This is a genomic window from Pseudorhodoferax sp. Leaf267, assembly GCF_001422405.1.
Lineage (GTDB): Bacteria > Pseudomonadota > Gammaproteobacteria > Burkholderiales > Burkholderiaceae_C > Pseudorhodoferax.
In genome coordinates this window covers 134,309-154,246 of the sequence record NZ_LMMV01000003.1, presented here as the reverse complement: position 1 = coordinate 154,246, position 19,938 = coordinate 134,309, and the positions used below count along the sequence as shown (strand labels likewise).

Here is a 19,938-nt window from a genome sequence, read left to right as displayed (position 1 = left end):
CCGCGGGCGGCCCTACTGCGCGTCCCGCACGATGCGCCCGTTCAGCGCCTGCACCGGCCGTGCGTTGCTCGGGAACAGCCGCGCGAAGAGTTGCAGTTGCTCGGCGCTGAGCGTGACGGGTTGCTTGAGCACCATCCACAGCACGCCCTCTTCGCACGGTGGCGTGCTCATGGAGCCGAAGTACTGGTAGTAGCGCTGGTCCTGCGGCAGCAGCGCGGCGATGTCGAGCCAGCCGGCCGGCATGGCGACGCGGTCGCCCACGTCCAGCGGGATGTAGGTCCAGACCTTGTCGATGAAGGGGCTGGCCGCGCCGGGCTGCAGCAGCACGGCGACGATGGCCGTGCGGCCCTGCGCATCGCGGTGCACGAGGTGCACGCTCATTGCGAAGGCCTCGTGGTTCACCACAGGCTCGGCCGGGTGGTGGAAGTCGAAGTGCACGAGCCGGTAGCTGCTGCCCCGCACCTGCAGCAGGTGGTTGCCGTCGACCTCGACGCGGATGGTGCGGCCGTCGTGCAGCACGGTGCCGCCGCCGGTGCCGTAGTCCAGGCCCAGGGCTTCGTTGGGGCCCTGCAACACGGCCGAGGCCTCGATGTGGATGGGCGACTGGCGCTGGCCACTGCCGCACAGCTGGTATTCGGGCCGCAACCTGGCCCAGGCCGCGGGGCCACCCTCGCCGGCATAGGACCAGGCCACGGGCGGGCGCGGCGCGTCGGGCTTGTCCCTGGGCTCGGGCACCGCGGCCTCGCGCGGCAGCCGGGCCGAGGCCGGGATCGGCAGGCCGTTGGCGATGGCGCGGGCGCGCTCGTACTGGCGCCGGACCTGCTCATCGGAGTAGCGCTCGGCCGCGCGCGCGGGCAACGGGCGCACGGCAGTGGCCGGCACCTCGTCGGCCGGCGCTTCGGCCGAGGCAGGCGCGGCGGCGGCGGGGCGCTCGGGCAGCACGATGCGCGCCGGCCGCAGCGCCTGGGCCGGGGCCGAGGCCGGCGTGGCGGCGGGTGCGGCGCCGGCCTTGGCGGCGGCCTGCGCGGCGCGCGGTGCGGCTGCGGTGGGCGCGGTCGGTGGCGTGGGCATGACGCGGCTCCCGTCCGCACCACCGATGCTCAGCGTGACCGAGGGCACCGGCGCCGGCGCGTCGCCCTTCCTGCCGGCCGGCACGGCGCGCTGCGCGTTGCTGCGCTCGATGGCCTCGCGCAGCTGCTGCGTCACGCGCTCGTTCGATGCGGGCTGCTGGGCCTGTGCCGGGCTGGCCAGCAGCTGCGCCACGGCCAGCAGCGCAATGGGAAAGGGCAGCAGCGAAGGTCGTTGGTGGGGCATGGGCTGGAGCAAAGCGGCGCGCAGGGGCCGGAACAGGGCTCGGCGCCCTGCAGGCAGCCGACTCTGCCCTGCATATCGGCGCGCGCGCCCCGGACTTGAGCCAGGGCCGGGCTGGTCAGCTCATGGCACCCACCAGTAGCGCAGTGCGTGGAAGTAGATCGGCGCGGCGAAGACCACCGAGTCCAGCCGGTCCAGCATGCCGCCGTGGCCCTCGATCATCGCGCCCCAGTCCTTCACGCCGCGGTCGCGCTTGATGGCCGACATCACCAGCCCGCCCAGGAAGCCCATGAGGCAGATGACGAGCGCCATGAGCCCGGCCTGCCAGGGGTTGAACGGCGTGGCCCAATACAACGCGGCGCCCAGCAGCGTGGCGCTGGCCACGCCGCCGACCAGGCCTTCCCAGGTCTTGGACGGCGACAGCTCGGGCGCGACCTTGCGCCGGCCCATCAGCTTGCCCCAGACGTACTGCAGCACGTCGCTGCCCTGCACCACGATGACGAGGAAGGCGATCAACAGCAAGTTGCGCCCCTCGAAGCCGGGGATCTGCAGCATCAGCAGCGCCGGCACATGGCTGATGCAGAACACGCAGACCATCAGCCCCCACTGGATCTTGGACGTCCGTTCCAGAAAGCGCTGCGTGTCGCCGCCAGCCGTGGCCAGGATGGGCAGCATCAGGAAGGCGTAGACCGGGATGAAGATGGAATACAGGCCGTACCAGTCGACCCAGATCAACAGGTACTGACCGGGCAGCGCCACGAAGAAGGCCAGCGCGATCGCGCCGTGGTCGCCGCGCCGCGTGTAGGCCAGGCTCATGAACTCGCGCAGCGCATAGAACGAGATCAGGTAGAACAGCACGATCACGCCGCCCTTGCCGAACGCGAAGGCTAGGCCGATCACGGCGACCATGACCCACCAGGCCTTCACGCGGGCGTTGAGGTTGTCGATGACCGCATGCGGCTGGCCGTGCGCGACGCGCCACTTCAGCAGCGCGCCGATGGTCGAGGCCAGGACCAGCACGCCGGCCACGCCGCCAAACAGCCGGATCGTGGTCCAGGCGAAGGGGGACAGCTCGCTCATGGTGCGGGGTCTTCGTTGCGTTCGTATTCGGGCCGCAGGTCCAGCATGGCGGCGCGCGCGCGTGCGATGAAGGCGGCCTTGTCCTCACCCTCGGCCAGGCGGATCGGCGCGCCGTAGCGCACCGTGCAGGCCAGCGGGATCGGAATGGTCTTGCCCTTGGGCAGCACGCGCTTGAGGTTCTCGATCCACACCGGCACCAGGCGCACGTCGGGGCAGGCCCGCGCCAGGTGGTACAGCCCGCTCTTGAGCGGCAGCAGGAGGTCGTCGCCCGTGTTGCGCGTGCCTTCGGGGAACATGATCAGCGAGTCGCCGCTTTCGAGTGCGCGCGTCATCTGCCCGACCGGGTCGGCGTCCCGGCCCGCGCCGTCGCGCCGGATCATGAGTGCGTTGAAGACCTCCACGCCGATGAAGCGGCGCAGCGGGGACGCGAGCCAGTAGTCCTGCCCCGCCACCGGGCGTGTGCGCGTGCGCAGGTCGGGCGGCAGCGTGGCCCACAGCAGCACGAAGTCGCCGTGGCTGGTGTGGTTGGCGAAATACAGCGTCTGCACCGACTCGGGCGTGCAGCCCGACCAGATCGCACGCACGCCGGTCAGCAGGCCGGCCGCGCCGATGATGAGCTTGCCGGTGAGGAGCGCCAGCGCGCGCCGCAGCGCCGAGCGGGGCGGATGGTCCGCAGCCAAGGTGTCGTTGTTCAAGACATGTCCTGTGTCAACAAGGCGAGCAGGAAGAAGGCGCTCTGGCAGGCGACCACGAGCGAGTGGCGCTGCATGAGCTGGCGTGTGCCGAGCAGGCGCTCGTCCAGCGGGCGCACCGCGTGCGGCGTTGCCGGCGCATCGCGCAGGCCGAGCGCCGACAGCGCCTGGTCCAGCGCCTGCAGCGACGCCACGGTGTTGCGCGCCAGGCCGTCGAACAGCGCCTCGTCCAGGCGCAGGCGGAAGGCGAAGTAGCGCTCCAGCAGGCCCAGCACCACGACCGCGCCAAAGCCCATGGTGGGCAGCGTGGACAGCGAGCGCAGGGTCAGCGCGAGCACCAGCGCCGCGATGCACATGAGCGCGAAGCCCCACCACGCCAGCAGACCGGCGGCGCGCAGCAGGCCGGCCAGCGCGGCGCAGGTGGCGCGGTCCTGGTCATTCATGCGGCCGGCCCTCCAGCACGCGCGCCAGCGACACCCGCCAGGCGTCGCCCAGCACGATCTGCGGCCGCGCGCGCCGCACGGCGGCCTCGGCCGCAGCCAGGCCGCCGGCAGGCGCATCGCGGCCCAGCCAGGCGATCACCGCCGCCGCGCTGCGCGAAAAGCCGAGCGCGCAGCAGACCCAGACCGGCGCGCCACCGGCTTGGCGGCGCTGGGCCTCGATCACGAGCGCCGCGCGCTGCAGCCGCACCGCGGGCGGCACGGCCAGGTCCAGCAAGGGCACGCAGCGCGCGTGGGATCCTGCGGGCACCTGCAGCTCGGCGCACAGGCTCACCAGGCGCGGCTGGCCCGCGGCCAGCCATTCGGCACGGCCGGGCAGGCGGCCCAGGCGCAGGCCGGGCTGCACCTCGACCGACGCCGGCAGCCGGCGCGTCCAGAGCCAGGCGTTCACGGCCGCGCCCAGCCGGTACGGTGCGAACAGCCAGCGCGCGGCCCAGCCCATGCGGCCCCGGCCGTCCATCTGGAAGCCGCGCGCGCCCAGGCCCAGGTAGTTGAGCGCCACCAGCGCCAGCGCCGCCACCGCCCAGCCCAGCCACAGGAGCATGCCGCCGCCATGGATGGCCAGGGCCAGCAGCAGCGCCGCGCCCAGGCCGTAGTACGCGGCCAGCTTGTGGCGCTGTGCATCGCGCGTGCACCGCCAGGCGCCCAGCATGGACACGCGGCGCTCCAGCGGCCAGAGCCAGACGCAGAACAGGCCCAGCAGCGCGCCGGTCGGGATGTCGAAGAAGTGGTGTTGCCAGGTCGTGAGCACCGAGGCGCAGATGGCGAACGTCCACACGTGCAGCACCCACCGCGCCCACAGCGGTCGCAGGAACTGCCGGTACCAGTCCCACAGGATCACGGCCAGCGCGATGTGCAGCGACGGGGCCTGGTTGAACGATTGGTCGAAGCCGCGCAGCGCGGCGAACAGGAAGGCCGGCGCGCCCTGCACGGCCGGCTGGCCGAAGCTGAACTGCAGCGGCCAGACCATGAAGCAGGTGCAGGCGATCAGCGTCGCGCTGACCAGGCGCAAGGCGTGGCGGTCCATCGTGTGCCGGTTGCGCGCGAGGAACAGCGACACCGCGTAGAACACGTTGATGGTCCAGTACGGGAAGATGGTCCAGGGCCAGAACGGCACCTGCCGCTCCCACGCGAACGCCATGGTGGGCACGCCGCTGCGCGTGCCGGCCCACCAGTTGGCCAGGCCATAGGTAGCGTAGAACAGCGGCCCGAGCAACACCAGCCACGTGGCCGCGCGCTTCCACAGCCGCTGCGTCTTCATGCCACCCTCTGCGCCAGCGAGACCGTGAAGATGCCCCACTCGTCCACGCGCTGCTCGAGCTTGCGAAAGCCCGCGGCCTGCACCAGCTGGTCCATCTCGACCTGCGTGCGCCGGCGCATGACCCAGGCCTCGCCCTGGCGGTGGCTGGTCAGTGCGCGCGCGATCATCTCCAGCTGCGGGTGCCAGGGCTGGCCGGTGTAGACCAGGTAGCCGCCGGGCTCGACGGCATCGCCCACGCCGGCCAGCGAACGGCCGACCATGGCGTTGTCGGGGAACAGCTCGTACAGGCCCGACACCACGGCCAGCGTGGGCCGCGGCGCCACGGCCGCCAGGCTGGCGCGGTCGAAGGCGTCGGCCTGCACGAACTGCGCGATGTCCTGCAGGCCCTTCTCGGCGATCAGCGCGCGGCCGTCGCGCACGTTGATGTCGCTGTAGTCGCGCAGCACGATGGCGTCGGGCCGCACGGGGCTGGCGAGCACCGCGTCCAGCACGTAGCGGCCATGGCCGGCCGCGATGTCCATCACGCGCACCGGGCGCTGCGCCTGGGCCAGGCGGGCCATGGCGATGCGCAGCAGCTCCTCGACATGGATCTTGCGCTGGCGGATGCCGCGCCAGCCGATGGAGGTGAGGTAGGTCTTGTCGATGGCGCGGCCCACCATGGAGCGGCCCTGCGGCTGGTTGCGGTACACGTAGTCCAGCGTGCTGCCCGAGTCGAAGCCGGTGGCGTGGCCCAGCGCGATGCCGTCGGACAGCGCACCGCCCACGCGCAGGCCGCCGCGCGTCACGGCCCAGTAGGCGCCGCGTGGCGACAGCGGCGAGAGCGGCGCGGCCAGCGCGCGCGACTCCTCGGCCGTCTCGCCGTGCAGGTGCGCATCGCGCCGGTCGACCGGCGCGGCGGGCGCGTCGAAGCGCTGCAGGATGAACGCGCGGATGGCCTGCACGGCCGGGCCGCGGTTCTTCTCGCCCAGGGTGTCGTGGTAGAAGCCCGGCAGCTCCAGCTTGGTCTTCACCGCGCTGCCCAGCCGCTCGAAGAAGCGGTGCTGGGGCGCGTGGTGCACCACCCAGTCGGCGCCCGAGATCAGCAGCTGCACCGGCAGCGTGATCGCATTCGCATCGGCCACCACGCGGTCGGCCGCCTCGTACAGGCCGAGCAGGATGTTGACCGCGATGGGCTTGGAGATCAGCGGGTCGCTCTCGTAGCTGGCGATGCGCGCCGGGTCGTGCGTGAGGAATTTCGCCTTCACATAGCTGTCCACGAAGAACAGGCCGCGCAGCTTGTGCAGCAGGCCCAGCCCGGCGCGTGCGAACGGCACGTAGAGCTTGACCTTGAAGGCCGGCGAGGCCAGCGTGAGGCCGCGCACCTGGGGTGCGTAGTCGTGCGCCCAGGTGGCGATCAGCACCGCGCCCACGCTTTGCGCAACGACGTGCATGTCCTGCTCGGGCACGCCGAAGCTGGCGGTGATGTGCTGCACGAAGGTCTGCACGTCGCGCACCGAGGTGCCGAAGCTGGGGCTGTAGCCGCGCTGGCCGGGCGACTTGCCGTGCCCGCGCGCGTCCCAGGCGAAGAAGTCGAAATCGGGCAGGTCCAGCTCGTCGACTAGGTGCGCCATGCGCGCGCCGTGCTCGTGGCCGCGGTGGAACAGCAGCACGGCGCCGCGCCGCGTGGCGCCGGTCGCAGGCCAGCGCCGGAAGAACAGCGAGTCGCCGTCGTGGGTCTGGAAGTGGTGCTCCTGTGGAACACGCATCGGGGTGGTGGTCACGGTGGCCTTCGTGGATCGCTAGCGGTCGGCCGCGGGCGCGGCGCTGGCTTCGGCCAGCGCGCCGCGCATGCGGTTCAGGGTGGTCCAGGCGACGAGCAGGGCCACCAGCGGCATGAGCCAGGCCGCCCAGGGCGCCAGCGGCCAGCCCAGCGCCACGTACAGCCCGAGCGCGCCGAAGACGAAGGCCCGGTCGCTCTTGCCCATGGGGCCGTCGTAGCGCCGCGACGCGCCGATGGTGGGCCCCAGGGCACCGGCGAATTCGCTGAGCCCGGCCAGCACGACCACGGTGCCGACCCAGAACGGGCTGAACGGCGCCACGAGGGCGAAGGGCGCATACAGCGCGGCGTCGGAGACCACGTCGGTCAACTCATTCAACAGGGCGCCCAACTTGCTCTGCTGCCCGTGCTCGCGCGCCAGCATGCCGTCGACCGCGTTGAACGCCATGCGCAGGAACATCCACAGCGGGACCAGCCCGAAGGCCGCAGGCCCGGGCGCCGCGAAGAACAGCCACAGCCCGAGCGCCACCGACACCGCGCAGGCCGCCAGCGTGACCTGGTTGGCCGTGCAGCCCATGGCGTGCAGCTGCGTGACCAGGGGCCGCAGCAGGGCTTGGAAGCGTGGTTTCAGCGCGTAGATCGACACGTTTTCCGGCCCCCCTGCAGTTGTTTTGTCTTTTGTGGCCCGCTGCATTCTGCCAGTGCGGCAGGCACTAAACTGCCCGCTGCACGCACTCCCATATGACCATCCAGACTGACGATTTCGCCATGCCGCCGACCAGCCGCGTGGTGTCGGCCGCGCCGGCCTCGCCGAACGAAGAAGCCATCGAGCGCGCGCTGCGCCCCAAGCTGCTGGACCAGTACGTGGGCCAGGTCAAGGCACGCGAGCAGCTGGAGATCTTCATCGGCGCGGCGAAAAAGCGCGGCGAAGCGCTGGACCATGTGCTGCTGTTCGGCCCGCCGGGCCTGGGCAAGACCACGCTGTCGCACATCATTGCGCACGAGCTGGGTGTGAACATGCGCCAGACCAGCGGCCCGGTGCTGGAGAAGCCCAAGGACCTGGCCGCGCTGCTGACCAACCTGGAACGCAATGACGTGCTGTTCATCGACGAGATCCACCGGCTGAGCCCGGTCGTCGAGGAGATCCTCTACCCGGCGCTGGAGGACTACCAGATCGACATCATGATCGGCGAGGGCCCGGCGGCGCGCAGCATCAAGCTGGACCTGCAGCCCTTTACGCTGGTGGGCGCCACCACGCGCGCCGGCATGCTGACCAACCCGCTACGCGACCGCTTCGGCATCGTCGCGCGGCTGGAGTTCTACACCGTCGAGGAGCTGACGCTGATCGTCACGCGCAGCGCCGGCCTGCTGCACGTGCCGATCGACCCGGCCGGCGCGCGCGAGATCGCCACGCGCTCGCGCGGCACGCCGCGCATCGCCAACCGGCTGCTGCGCCGCGTGCGCGACTACGCCGACGTGAAGGGCAATGGCACGGTCACGCAGGACATCGCCAATCGCGCGCTGGCCATGCTGGACGTGGACCCGCAGGGTTTCGACGTGATGGACCGCAAGCTGCTGGAGGCCGTGATCCACCGCTTCGACGGCGGCCCCGTCGGGCTGGACAACATCGCCGCGAGCATCGGCGAGGAGTCGGGCACCATCGAGGATGTGATCGAGCCCTACCTGATCCAGCAGGGCTTCCTGCAGCGCACGCCGCGCGGGCGCATCGCCACGCAGGCCGCCTACCGGCACCTGGGCGTGGCACCGCCGCAAGCCAGGCCCGATCTGTTCAGCTGATGGCAGCGACGACGCCGCCGGCCCCCGATGCGCCGGACACCGGCCTGTACACGCCACTGAGCTTTGCGCCCACGCGCCGACGCCGCAGCCTGCTGGTGGCGGCCGCGCTGGTGGTGTTCGGACTGGCCATCATGGCCTCGGTGGACGACCTGCTGGAGCATTTCGCCCTGCCCTGGCGGCTGCTGGCCGCGGCGCTGGTGGCCGCGCCCGTGGCCTGGCTGCTGCGCACGCTGCTGCGCCATGCCGTCAGCGGCCAGCCGGTGCTGCGGCTGGACGCGCGCGGCATCTCCGGCGTGGGGCTGCAGCCGCCCGTGCCCTGGTCGGCGCTGGAGGACGTGACGCTGGAGCGCGGCGGCTTCATGCGCCTGCACCGCCGCCCCGACGCCGAGCACCCCGACCGCACGCGCTGGTGGGACGGGCACAACCCGGCGCGCCCGCGCGTCGGCCTGCACCTGCTCAGCACCGCGCAACAGGACATCGCCTACGACGCCATCCATGCGCGGCTCGATCTGCTGCGCATCCAGGCCGGCGCCGGCGAGTCGGCCAGCCGGCGCGCGGCCCGCGCCGAGGCCGCGTTCGAGGACAGCCTGGACGCGCTGACGCCCAACCCCTGGGCCCTGTATGCCGTGGTCAGCGCCAACGTGCTGGTCTGGGCCATGAACCTGGCGGCCGGCCTGAGCCCGACCAGGCCGCTGTCGCCCGAGCTGTTCGCCTGGGGAGCGAACGCAGCCTCGGCCGTGGTGCTGGACGACCAGTGGTGGCGCCTGCTGAGCGCCACCTTCCTGCACGGCGGCCTGGCGCACCTGGCCTTCAACATGCTGGGCCTGTGGGAGGCCGGCAAGCAGCTGTGCCGGCTGCTGGGCAATGGCCAGTTCCTGCTGGTCTACTTCGCCGCGGGCTTGAGCGGCAGCGCGGCCAGCCTGCATTACGCGGCCCAGTCCTCGGTGTCGGTGGGCGCCTCGGGCGCGGTGTTCGGCGTGCTGGGCGCGCTCTTGGCCGCGAGCTGGCACTACCGCCATGCCGTGCCGCCCACCAATTTGCGCCGGCTGTGGACCGGGCTGGGCTTTTTCATCGGCTACTCGCTGCTGCATGGCTTCAGCCAGCAGAACGTGGACAACGCCGCGCACCTGGGCGGCCTGGCCAGTGGCGTGGCGCTGGGCCTGGTGCTGCTGGCGCCGTTCGACCCGCTGGCTTCGCACGGGCGCCGGCGCGTGCGTGCGCTGCTGGGCACGGTGGCCAGCGGCATCGCCGTCGTCTACGCGGTACTGGCCACGCCGCTGCCGCTGGCCTGGCATTCGCAGGTGTATGCGGCGCAGCAGGCCCTGCCCGACATTGGGCGGCGCTTCGACCAGGCCTTTCGCGGCCTGGCGCAGGAGAACCAGCGGATGGTGCGCGGCGAGATCCGGCGTCCGGCCTTCCTGGCCCTTGCCGAACGCAGCGTGGTGCCGGCCTGCAATGCCATCGCCGCCGAGCTCGCGCCGTTGCGCGTGCCGCGCTGGGACCACACGGGCCGCGTGGTCGCGCTGTACCAGAACGTCTGCGACACGGCCACCCGCGCGCTGCGCCTGGAGCTGGCCATGCTCAACCGCGACCCCGACCTGCCGGCCGATGCCGACGCCCAGCTCAACCGCCTGTCGGCCGACATGGCGGTCTGGATGCGGCAGCTGGGCGAGCTGTCGCGCCGCGGCCACCCTACAGGAGGTCCCCGTGGCCACACCGGCGCGCCCTGAGGCCTGGCGCGGCCTGGCCGTGGTACTGCTGGCGCTGGCCTGCGCGCTGGGCGCCGGGCTGTGGGCCGGCCGCGGCGAGTTCGCCAGCCACCGCGCCCACCTGTTCGGCGGCGCCCAGGCCCGCATCGCGCTCGACTACGCCACGCTGTCCGCAGGCCTGGACGAGGCCGCACTGCAACAGCGCTTGGCCGGTGCGCCGTTGCGCTGTACCAACACCGCCGAGGCACGCATCTGCGAGGCCGACCTGGCCCGCGCCGACGGCCTGCCGGCGGCCCGGCTGCGCGCCACGCTGCAGGGCGGGCGGCTGCAGCAGACCGAGGTTTTCCTGCCCTGGTGGCGCCACCACCAGGCCGCGCGCACCCTGGCGGCGACGCTGGGCGCGCCCTCGGCCTACGACACCGACGCGCCTGCGCCAGGCATTGCGCCCGGCATCGTCTGGGCCTTCGAACAGGGCGCGCTGCGCATCGCGCGCGACCCGGGCTGGAACCCCTGGCGCTGGAGCGTGCTGCGCTGGACGGCGACCGCCCGTCCCTGACACGCAGCAAAAAAACCGTGCCCGTGATAAGGTCGCAGCCCAGGGTTTTCCCGTAGAACCCCCTCCAGGCCGCCATCCCGACCGGCCTCGCGTCCCGCAGGAGTTTTCGTTTTGCACACCGCTCTTCCCGCCGCGGACACCCCGTCCGCGCCCGCCGCCGCCCCTGGATTCGCCCGCGCCATCTGGTCGCTGGGCGTGGGCGGCTTCGCCATCGGCACGGGCGAATTCGTGATCATGGGCCTGCTGCCCGAAGTGGCGGCCGACATCGGCGTCAGCATCCCGCAGGCCGGCCATGTGATCAGCGCCTATGCGCTGGGCGTGGTCATCGGTGCGCCGGTGCTGGCCGTGCTGGCCGCCGGCATGGGCCGGCGCGCGCTGCTGGTCGCGCTGATGGCCGTGTTCGCGCTGGGCAATTTCGCCAGCGCCGCCGCACCGGGCTACTGGTCGCTGAACCTGCTGCGCTTCGTGGCCGGCCTGCCGCACGGCACCTACTTCGGCGTGGCCGCGCTGGTGGCCGCCGCACTGGCCCCGCCCGGCCGGCGCGCGCAGGCCGTGGGCCTGGTGATGCTGGGGTTGACCGGCGCCACGCTGCTGGGCGTGCCGATCGCGGCCGCGCTGGGCCAGGTCTTCGGCTGGCGCGCGGCCTTCGTGCTGGTCGGCGTGATCGCGCTGGCGGCCGTGGTGCTGGTGCACCGCAACGTGCCCAACCTGCCGGCCCAGGCCGGCGCCAGCCCCTTGCGCGAACTGAGCGCGCTGGCGCGCCCGCAGGTCTGGCTCACGCTGGGCATCGCGGCCATCGGTTTCGGCGGCATGTTCGCCGTGTTCAGCTACATCAAGCCCACGCTGCTCGAAGTCTCGGGCATGCCGCTGGCCTGGGTGCCCGTGGTGCTGGCACTGTTCGGCCTGGGCATGGTCGTGGGCAACCTGGTCGGCGCACGCATGGCCGACCGCTCGCTGATGCGCACCATCTGCGGCATGCTGGCCTGGGCCGCACTGGTGCTGGCCCTGTTCGTGTTCACGGCGCACCACCCGGTGCTGGCTGCGATCAACGTATTCCTGATCGGCACCACGGTGGCCATCGGCCCGGCGCTGCAGGTGCGGCTCATGGACGTGGCCGGCGACGCGCAGACGCTGGCCGCCGCGCTGAACCACTCGGCCTTCAACGTGGCCAACGCACTGGGCGCCTGGCTCGGCGGCGTGGCCATCAGCGCCGGCCTGGGCTGGACGTCCACCGGCTGGGTCGGCGCGCTGCTGGCGCTGGCCGGCATGGGCATCTTCTTCTGGGCGCTCACGCATGCGCGCGCCGGTGCGCGCCGCGCGGTCGCCGGCTCCGCCGCCTGATCGCATGCCGATCGCGCTGCCCAGGGACAAGCAGCAACAGGCGCTCGCCTCGCTCGAGCGCTACTTGCGCGAGCACATGGACGAGCCCATCGGCAACATCGCCGCCGCGCAGCTGCTGAACTTCTTCATCGAGGAGATCGGCCCCAGCCTCTACAACCAGGCCGTGGCCGACGCGCAGGAGCGCATGCAGCTTCGCGTGTCCGAGCTGGACATCGAAGTCCACGCCGACGAGTTCGGGTACTGGAACAAAAAAAGCCGGCAAGGCCGCTGACGCGGCCCATCAACCCGAACGGCATCCCCCGCGGCGAGCGCAGCGAAGCCCGTTCGTGAACCGCCGCGGAACTGGCTCTGCCAGGCCGCTGGCGGTGCCCCCCTTCGCGCAGCAGAAGGGGGGAGCGGCGAAGCCGCTTGGGGGGTTGTTCTCTAGTGCGCCTCAGCCTGCCGCGCCGCCGCGATGGTCGCAGCCTCATCGTGGTGCGCACCGTTGAGGAACAGGTTCAGCAGCACCGCCGTGATCGAGGTCAACAGGATGCCGGACTCGATCAGCGAGTGCAGGCCGTGCGGCATCCACTGTTTGAAGTTCGGGGCGATCAGCGGAATCATGCCCATGCCGATGGCCACGGCGACGATCATCGCGTTGTGGCGGTTGGTCTTGAAGTCCACGCCGCCCAGGATGCGGATGCCGGTGGCGGCCACCATGCCGAACATCACCAGGCCCGCGCCGCCCAGCACCACAGTGGGCAGCGACTCGACCAGCGCCGCCATCTTGGGCAGCAGGCCCAGCACGATCAGGATCACGCCGCCGGCCACGCACACGAAGCGGCTCTTCACACCCGTGACCGCGACCAGGCCCACGTTCTGCGAGAAGCTGGTGTAGGGAAAGGTGTTGAAGATGCCGCCGATCAGCGTGCCCAGGCCGTCGGTGCGCAGGCCGCGCGCCAGTTCCGGCTGGCCGACCTTGCGGTCCGTCATCTCGCCCAGCGCGAGGAACATGCCCGTGGACTCGATCATCACGACGACCATGACCAGCGTCATCGTGAAGATGAGCAGAGGGTCGAACTGCGGCAGGCCGAAATGGAAGGGCATCACGATGTCGAACCAATCGGCCTTGCCCACCTTCTCGAAGGTCATGATGCCCATGGCCGTGGCCGCGACACCGCCGATGACGATGCCCAGCAGCACCGAGATGTTGGCCACGAAGCCCTTGGCGAACTTCACGATCAGCAGGATGGAGACCAGCACTAGCGCCGCAATGCCCACGCCGGTCAGCTCGGCGTACTTGGGGTTGGGCATGGTCGGCGCGAGCGCCAGGCCCTTGGGCACGGCGGGGATGGCCGAGCCGGGCGAGGTCACCTCGGCCAGCCACTTCAGGTGCGCCGGGTCGACCACGCTGGGCGCGGTCGGGCCGAACGGGTTGCCGAAGATCCAGTTGATGCCCACGCGCATCAGGCTGATGCCGATGACCGCGATGATGGTGCCGGTCACCACCGGCGGGAAGAAGCGCAGCATGCGGCTGATCAGCGGCGCGATCAGGATGGACACCACGCCCGCGCCGATGATGGAGCCGAACAGCAGCGGCGCGCCGGTCGGCCCCGGGTTGGCATTGGCGATCGCCACCATGGGCGCGACGGACGCGAAGGTGACGCCCATCATCACGGGCAGCTTGATGCCGAACCACTGCGTGGCGCCGAGCGCCTGGATCAGCGTGACGATGCCGCAGCAGAACAGGTCGGCCGAGATCAGCAGCGCCACTTCGTCGGGGCTGAGCTTGAGCGCGCGGCCCACGATGAGCGGCACGGCAACCGCGCCGGCATACATCACCAGCACGTGTTGCAGGCCGAGGGCGGTGAGCTTGCCGGTGGGCAAGACCTGGTCCACCGGGTGGACCGTCGGGGTGGAAGCGGTACGCATGGGCAGGTTCTCCAGCGGGGGTCGGGTGCGGCGCGAATCACCAAACGCCCAGCAAGAATAAGGCCATGTGCGCGCCCCCGCTGCGCGCCGTCGGCCACGGCCTTCAAGGGGCTGCTGCCGGGCGCGCCCGCGATGTCTGTTGCTCCGAGCGCACCCGCTCGAACACCTTCCAGAACGGCTGCGCCTGCGTCGTCGCGAAGTTGATGCGCATCAGCGTGCCGGGCTTGCGGCCGGCGTGGAACAGCGCGCCGGGGGCGAGCAGGTAGCCCTCGTCCAGCATGCGCTGGGCCAGGACCTCGGTGTCCACGCCGGTATCGACCCAGCCGAACAGGCCGGCCGGCTCGCTGACGAAGCGGCAGCCGGCCGCCTGCGCCAGCTTGGCGCTGCGGGCGCGGGCCTGGTCCAGCCGGGTGCGCACGCGCTGCGCGTGGCGGCGCAGCTGGCCCTGGTCGATGCACCAGGCCATGGCGCGCTCCAGCAGCGGCGGCGTGGTCAGCGTGGACAGCAGCTTGGTGTCCAGGAAGCGCTCGAGCAGGGCCGGCGGCGCCGCCAGGTAGCCCACGCGCCAGCCGGGCGCGAGGATCTTGGCGAAGCCGCTGACGTAGATGGTGCGCTGCAGGCCATCGAGCGCGGACAGGCGCGTCGCGTGGTCGGGCGCGAGGTGCGAGTAGGTGTCGTCCTCGACGATGTGGAAACCGTGCGCGTTGGCCAGCGTCAGCACGCGGTGCGCACTGCCCGGGGAGAGGCAGTAACCGGTGGGGTTGTGCAGCACGCTGACGCTGACGAACAGCTTGGGGGCATGGGCCTGGCAGTAGCGCGCCATGACCTCCAGATCGGGCCCGTCGGCGCGGCGCGGCACGGGCAGGATGATGGCGCCCAGGGCCTGCAGCCGCGCGAACTCGATGGCCCAGCCGGGCTCCTCGACCATCACGTGGTCGCCGGGCCGCAGCAGCGTGCGGCTCACGATATCCAGTGCGTGCGTGGCGCCGAGCGTGGTCACGATTTGCTCGGGCGCGGCCGGCACGTTCAGGCTGGCCAGCTTGTGCGACAGCGCGCGGCGCAGGGCCATGTCGCCGGCCGGCTCGCCGTACTGCAGCGACAGCGCCGACAGCGCCGGCCCGGCCGTCACCTTGCGCACGGCGGCGGCCACGATGTCGGCGGCCAGCCAGTCGGCGGGGAACACGCCGATGCCGGGCTGCGGCAAGTCGCCCACGCCATGGAACATCCCGCGCATCAACGCCGCGGCATCGACCGGCGGGCGCACCTGGGCCGGGCCGCCGCGGGCCGGCGCGGCATCGGCGCGCGCAGCAGCCCGCGTCTCGCGCACGAAGAAGCCCCGGTTGCGCCGCGCCTCGACCAGGCCCTGGGCCAGCAGCCGGTCGTAGGCCGCGACGACGGTGGCCGGGCTGACCTGGTGCTGTTCGGCGCACTGGCGCACCGACGGCAGCCGGGTGCCGGCGGCCAGCAGGCGGTCGCCGATGCGCTCGGCGAAATGCGCGGCGAGTTGTTCGGTCAGGGATTGCGAAGCGGTGCGCATGAGCATGGCGGCGCCCTCGTGGTGTGCGGTGTGTCGGCAGATCGAGCAATACAGTTTTGCAACTGCTACTAAAAACTGTATTGCATCTGTGTTGGTTAAAACTATAGAGTCTGTATCCCCGATCGACAAGCCCCCACCTGTACACCATGACCGCAAGCGAACTGAGCGCCCTGCTGCTGCTGGCCACGGCCATGAGCTTCTCGCCGGGCCCGAACACCACCTTGTCCTCGGCGCTGGCGGCCAACCACGGCCTGCGCCACGCCATGCCGTTCATCTGGGCCGTGCCGGCCGGCTGGGGCCTGGTGCTGCTGCTGTGCACGGCCGGCCTCGGCGCGCTGGTGGTGGCCCAGCCGGCGCTGGCGCTGGCGATCAAGGGGCTCGGCGTGGCCTACCTGCTGTGGCTGGCGTTCAAGCTGGCGCGCAGCGCGCAGCTGGGCGAGGCCGATGCACGCAAGCTGGACGTGGGCTTCGTGCAGGGCATCGCGCTGCAGTTCGTCAACATCAAGGCCTGGATGCTGGCCCTGGCCATCGTGGCCGGCTGGATCGCGGGCCGCGAGGACATGGGCCTGCGGCTGGCCCAGGTGCTGCCGCTGATGCTGTGCTTCGCCTTTTTCAGCAATCTCACCTATGCACTGCTCGGCGCGCTGCTGCGCGGCTGGCTGGCCCAGGGCCGGCGGCTGCTGTGGTTCAACCGCGCGATGGCGGCCGTGCTCGTGCTCACGGCGGTGTGGATGCTGCAGGCCAAGACATGACGACCACCATCGCGCACAACAACGCTTCGGGTGAGAGCCTGGGCCTGTGGCTGGGCGTGCTCGGCGTGGCGATCTTCGCCCTCACGCTGCCGATGACGCGCATCGCCGTGGGAACCCCCGATGTGCCACAGCTCTCCGGCGTGTTCGTCGGCATGGGGCGGGCCGTGCTGGCGGCCTTGCTGTCCATTGCCTACCTGGTCGCCACGCGGGCCGCGCTGCCGCGCCGCGCGGTGCTGCTGCCGCTGGCAGCCACGGCGCTGGGCGTGGTGCTGGGCTTTCCACTGCTGACCTCGGTCGCGATGCGCCATGTGGAGGCCGTGCATGCCGCCGTCATCGTGGGCGTGCTGCCGCTGGCCACGGCCGCGGTGGGCGCCTGGCTGCACCGGCAGCGGCCCTCGCTCGGGTTCTGGGCCGCCGCGGTGCTGGGCAGCGCGCTGGTGGTGGCGTTCGCGCTGCTGCGCTCGGGCACGCAGGGCCTGGCCGTGCAGCCGGCCGATCTCCTGCTGCTGGCCGCCATGCTGCTGGGCGCCCTGGGCTACGGCTATGGCGGCCAACTCGCGCAGCGCATGCCGGCCGAGCAGGTGATCTGCTGGGCGCTGGTGCTGGCGCTGCCCGTCACGCTGCCGCTGGCCTGGTGGAGCCGGCCGCAGGCGCCGATCGCGCTGCAGGCATGGGGCGGTTTTGCCTATGTGGCCGTGTTCTCGATGTGGCTGGGCTTTTTCGCCTGGTACCGCGGCCTGGCCCTGGGCGGCACGGTGCGCGTGAGCCAGGTGCAACTGCTGCAGCCCTTTTTGTCGATGCTGGCCGCCGTGCCGCTGCTGGGCGAATCGCTGGACGCGGTGACGCTGGGCTTCGGCCTGGCGGTGATCGCGGTGGTGTTCGTGGGCCGCCGCATGCCGGCACACCGGGTAGCGCGCTGAGAGAATGTTGGACGACACGCACAAGGAGCAACGCATGAACTGGACCCTGGCCGCACGCGCCGAAAAAATGAACCCCTCCGTGATCCGCGAGATCCTCAAGGTCACGGAGAAGCCCGGCATCATCAGCTTCGCCGGCGGCCTGCCCTCGCCCAAGACCTTTCCGGTCGCCGAGTTCCGCGCCGCCTGCGAGAAGGTGCTGACCGAGGACGGCCCCGCCTCCCTGCAGTACGCCGCCAGCGAAGGCTATGGCCCGCTGCGCGAGATGGTCGCCGCCGGCCTGCCGTGGAAGGTGTCGCCCTCGCAGGTGCTGATCACCACCGGCTCGCAGCAGGGCCTCGATCTCATCGCCAAGATCCTGATCGACCAGGGCAGCCGCATCCTCGTGGAGACGCCCACCTACCTGGGCGCGCTGCAGGCCTTCACGCCCATGGAGCCGCGCGCCGTGGCCGTGGCCAGCGACGACGAAGGCCTGCGTGCCGACGACTTCCAGGCCAAGGCCGGCCAGGGCGCCGAGCGCGCGCGCTTCGCCTACCTGCTGCCCAACTTCCAGAACCCCACGGGCCGCACCATGAGCGAGGCGCGCCGCGCCGCCGTGGTGGCCGTGGCGCAGGAGACGGGCGTGCCGCTGGTCGAAGACAACCCTTATGGCGACCTGTGGTTCGACCAGCCGCCGCCCGCGCCGCTGACCGCGCGCAACCGCGAGGGTGGCGTGTACCTGGGCTCGTTCTCCAAGGTGCTGGCGCCCGGCCTGCGCCTGGGCTTCATGGTGGCCCCGCCCGGCCTGTACCCCAAGCTGCTGCAGGCCAAGCAGGCGGCCGACCTGCACAGCCCCAGCTTCAACCAGCGCATGGTGGCGCAGGTCATGCAGGACGGCTTCCTCGGCCGCCACGTGCCCACCATCCGCGCGCTGTACAAGAGCCAGCGCGACCACATGCTGGCCGCGCTCGAACGCGAGATGCCCGAGGGCGTGCAGTGGAACAAGCCGGTGGGCGGCATGTTCCTGTGGGTGCGCCTGCCGCAGGGCGTGGACGCGGTGGCCCTGCTGCCGCGCGCGGTGGAGCGCAACGTGGCCTTCGTGCCTGGCGCGGCCTTCTATGCCGACACGCCGGAGACCCACACCATGCGCCTGTCCTTCGTGACGGCCAGCCACAGCCAGATCGACACCGGCATCGCCGCGCTGGCGCAGACCATCCGCGAAGCCATCGCCGCGCTGGACACGCAGCGCCAGGCCGCGCCGGTGCAACTGTGAGCGCGCAGCCATGAGCACCGACACGCCGCTGCGCATCTGGGGCCGCATGAGCTCCATCAACGTGCGCAAGGTCGTCTGGACGGTGCAGGAGCTGGGCCTGTCGGCCCAGCGCACCGACGCGGGCGGCCATTTCGGCCTGGTGACCGAGCCCGAGTACCGAGGCAAGAACCCCAACGGCATGGTGCCGCTGCTGGAGGACGGCGAAGTCACGCTGTGGGAATCCAACGTGATCGTGCGCTACCTCTGCGCGCGCCACGCCGCCGGCACGCTGTACCCCGAGCCGCTGGCCCAGCGCTTCGCCGCCGAGATGTGGATGGACTGGCAGCAGACCACCCTGAACCCCGCCGGCCGCGATGCCTTCGTGCAGCTCATCCGCACGCCGGCCGAGCAGCGCGTGGACGCGGCCATCGCGCGCTCGTTCAACGAGACCGAGCCGCTGCTGGACCTGCTGGACGCCGAACTCGCGCGCCGCCCATTCCTGGCGGGCGACAGCTTCACCATGGCCGACATCCCCGTGGCCTGCGAAGTCCACCGCTGGAACGGCCTGCCCTTCGACCGCACGCCGCGCCCGCACCTGGACCGCTGGTACCAGGCCGTCGCCGAACGCCCCGGCGCCGTCGGCGTGCTCGACCAACCCCTGTCCTGACCACCATGACCACCCGCCCGTTCCGCCAGGTCGACGTCTTCACCGACCAGCCCTACTTCGGCAACCCGCTCGCCGTCGTGCTGGACGCCGAGGGCCTGTCCGACGCGCAGATGCAGCGCTTCGCGCAGTGGACCAACCTGTCGGAAACCACCTTCGTGCTGCCGGCCACCGAGCCCGGCGCCGACTACCGCGTGCGCATCTTCACGCCGGGCGGCGAGCTGCCGTTCGCCGGCCATCCCACGCTGGGCACCTGCCACGCGTGGCTCGAAGCAGGCGGCAAGCCGCGCGACGCGTCCACCGTCGTGCAGCAGTCGGCCGTGGGCCTGGTACGCATCCGGCGCGACGGCGCGCAACTCGCGTTCGCGGCACCGCCTTTGCGCCGCAGCGCGCCCAGCCCCTCGACGCTGGCCCAGGTGGCCAGCGCGCTGGGCCTGAAGGCGCAGCAGATCGTGCGCGCCCAGGTGTTGGACAACGGCCCCGTCTGGTTCACGCTGCTGCTGGATGATGCGCAGACCGTGCTGCGGCTGGACCCCGACCACCTCATGGTGAAGGCCCTGGGCCACAAGATCGGGGTGGCCGCACTCACACAGGACGAGGCGCCCGCCCTGATCGCGCGCAGCAGCCGCGAGGCGCGCGCCTTCGCCGCCAGCGCCACGCGCCCGGCGGCGGCCCCGGCCCTGGTCGTGCGCGCCTTCGCCGCCTGCGCCGGCGTGCCCGAAGACCCAGTGACCGGCAGCCTGAACGCCAGCCTGGCGCAATGGCTGCTGGCCGACGCACTGCTGCCCGCGCCCTACACCGCCTCGCAGGGCGCATGCCTGGGCCGCGACGGCCTGGTGCGCATCGCACGCGACGACAGCGGCCAGGTCTGGGTCGGCGGCGACTGCGTGACCTGCATCGCGGGCACGGTGAACCTCTGAGTT

General features: G+C 71.7%; 19 protein-coding genes. 10 read left to right on the top strand and 9 right to left on the bottom strand.

Annotated elements, in window-relative coordinates:
• Positions 1-12: 12 nt before the first annotated feature.
• The 7 genes from ASF43_RS08885 to ASF43_RS08855 all read right to left on the bottom strand — a co-directional run bounded on the left by ASF43_RS08885 (position 13) and on the right by ASF43_RS08855 (position 7,246).
• Positions 13-1,314 carry a carbonic anhydrase gene (locus ASF43_RS08885; RefSeq protein ID WP_056179201.1) on the bottom strand — a complete coding sequence of 434 codons (1,302 nt, stop codon included), beginning with the start codon at positions 1,312-1,314 and terminating at the stop codon, positions 13-15.
• 120 nt (positions 1,315-1,434) lie between these two features.
• Positions 1,435-2,391 carry a phosphatidate cytidylyltransferase gene (locus tag ASF43_RS08880; protein ID WP_056179199.1) on the bottom strand — a complete coding sequence of 319 codons (957 nt, stop codon included), beginning with the start codon at positions 2,389-2,391 and terminating at the stop codon, positions 1,435-1,437.
• Complete coding sequence (locus tag ASF43_RS08875; RefSeq protein WP_056179197.1) at positions 2,388-3,086, bottom strand: lysophospholipid acyltransferase family protein; 699 nt, start codon at positions 3,084-3,086, stop codon at positions 2,388-2,390. Before ASF43_RS08875 ends, ASF43_RS08880 begins: the two co-directional genes overlap by 4 nt.
• Complete coding sequence (locus ASF43_RS08870; protein ID WP_056179194.1) at positions 3,083-3,526, bottom strand: hypothetical protein; 444 nt, start codon at positions 3,524-3,526, stop codon at positions 3,083-3,085. The genes ASF43_RS08875 and ASF43_RS08870 overlap by 4 nt, the downstream gene beginning before the upstream one ends.
• Positions 3,519-4,844 (bottom strand): phosphatase PAP2/dual specificity phosphatase family protein, encoded by a 1,326-nt coding sequence (locus tag ASF43_RS08865; protein ID WP_056179190.1) that lies wholly within the window; start codon positions 4,842-4,844, stop codon positions 3,519-3,521. The genes ASF43_RS08870 and ASF43_RS08865 overlap by 8 nt, the downstream gene beginning before the upstream one ends.
• Positions 4,841-6,589: a bifunctional alpha/beta hydrolase/class I SAM-dependent methyltransferase gene (locus ASF43_RS08860; RefSeq protein WP_056179187.1), complete on the bottom strand. Its 1,749-nt coding sequence runs from the start codon at positions 6,587-6,589 to the stop codon at positions 4,841-4,843. The genes ASF43_RS08865 and ASF43_RS08860 overlap by 4 nt, the downstream gene beginning before the upstream one ends.
• 33 nt (positions 6,590-6,622) lie before the next feature.
• The gene (locus ASF43_RS08855; protein ID WP_056179185.1) at positions 6,623-7,246 is read right to left on the bottom strand and encodes a CDP-alcohol phosphatidyltransferase family protein; all 624 of its coding nucleotides are present in this window, start codon (positions 7,244-7,246) and stop codon (positions 6,623-6,625) included.
• A 95-nt stretch (positions 7,247-7,341) separates the two neighbouring features.
• Between ASF43_RS08855 and ruvB the strand changes: the two genes are divergently transcribed.
• From ruvB to ASF43_RS08830, 5 genes are all read left to right on the top strand, one after another.
• The gene (gene ruvB, locus ASF43_RS08850) at positions 7,342-8,397 is read left to right on the top strand and encodes a Holliday junction branch migration DNA helicase RuvB (protein ID WP_056179182.1); all 1,056 of its coding nucleotides are present in this window, start codon (positions 7,342-7,344) and stop codon (positions 8,395-8,397) included.
• Positions 8,397-10,127, top strand: coding sequence for a rhomboid family intramembrane serine protease (locus ASF43_RS08845; RefSeq protein WP_056179179.1), 1,731 nt, complete (start codon positions 8,397-8,399; stop codon positions 10,125-10,127). Before ruvB ends, ASF43_RS08845 begins: the two co-directional genes overlap by 1 nt.
• Positions 10,105-10,662 (top strand): hypothetical protein, encoded by a 558-nt coding sequence (locus ASF43_RS08840; protein WP_056179176.1) that lies wholly within the window; start codon positions 10,105-10,107, stop codon positions 10,660-10,662. Before ASF43_RS08845 ends, ASF43_RS08840 begins: the two co-directional genes overlap by 23 nt.
• Positions 10,663-10,773: 111 nt before the next feature.
• Positions 10,774-12,003, top strand: coding sequence for an MFS transporter (locus tag ASF43_RS08835; RefSeq protein ID WP_056179172.1), 1,230 nt, complete (start codon positions 10,774-10,776; stop codon positions 12,001-12,003).
• Between the two features lie 4 nt (positions 12,004-12,007).
• Entirely contained in the window at positions 12,008-12,274 is a 267-nt protein-coding gene (locus ASF43_RS08830) for a DUF2164 domain-containing protein (protein WP_056179302.1), read from the top strand.
• A 152-nt stretch (positions 12,275-12,426) separates the two neighbouring features.
• Here the strand turns inward: ASF43_RS08830 and ASF43_RS08825 are convergent, their stop codons facing one another.
• Positions 12,427-13,914 (bottom strand): nucleobase:cation symporter-2 family protein, encoded by a 1,488-nt coding sequence (locus ASF43_RS08825; protein WP_056179169.1) that lies wholly within the window; start codon positions 13,912-13,914, stop codon positions 12,427-12,429.
• Between the two features lie 103 nt (positions 13,915-14,017).
• Positions 14,018-15,457, bottom strand: coding sequence for a PLP-dependent aminotransferase family protein (locus tag ASF43_RS08820; protein WP_056179166.1), 1,440 nt, complete (start codon positions 15,455-15,457; stop codon positions 14,018-14,020).
• A gap of 140 nt (positions 15,458-15,597) precedes the next feature.
• On the opposite strand from ASF43_RS08820, the gene ASF43_RS08815 reads away from it, so the two are divergent.
• The 5 genes from ASF43_RS08815 to ASF43_RS08795 are packed head-to-tail and all read left to right on the top strand — an operon-like array spanning position 15,598 to position 19,935.
• Positions 15,598-16,203 (top strand): LysE family translocator, encoded by a 606-nt coding sequence (locus ASF43_RS08815; protein ID WP_056179163.1) that lies wholly within the window; start codon positions 15,598-15,600, stop codon positions 16,201-16,203.
• Positions 16,200-17,123: a DMT family transporter gene (locus ASF43_RS08810; RefSeq protein ID WP_082497728.1), complete on the top strand. Its 924-nt coding sequence runs from the start codon at positions 16,200-16,202 to the stop codon at positions 17,121-17,123. The genes ASF43_RS08815 and ASF43_RS08810 overlap by 4 nt, the downstream gene beginning before the upstream one ends.
• Positions 17,124-17,157: 34 nt before the next feature.
• Positions 17,158-18,372 (top strand): PLP-dependent aminotransferase family protein, encoded by a 1,215-nt coding sequence (locus tag ASF43_RS08805; protein ID WP_056179296.1) that lies wholly within the window; start codon positions 17,158-17,160, stop codon positions 18,370-18,372.
• Between the two features lie 10 nt (positions 18,373-18,382).
• Positions 18,383-19,018, top strand: a complete 636-nt coding sequence (locus ASF43_RS08800; protein ID WP_056179160.1) for a glutathione S-transferase family protein — start codon at positions 18,383-18,385, stop codon at positions 19,016-19,018.
• Positions 19,019-19,023: 5 nt separating this feature from the next.
• Positions 19,024-19,935, top strand: coding sequence for a PhzF family phenazine biosynthesis protein (locus ASF43_RS08795; RefSeq protein ID WP_056179157.1), 912 nt, complete (start codon positions 19,024-19,026; stop codon positions 19,933-19,935).
• Positions 19,936-19,938 lie beyond the last annotated feature (3 nt).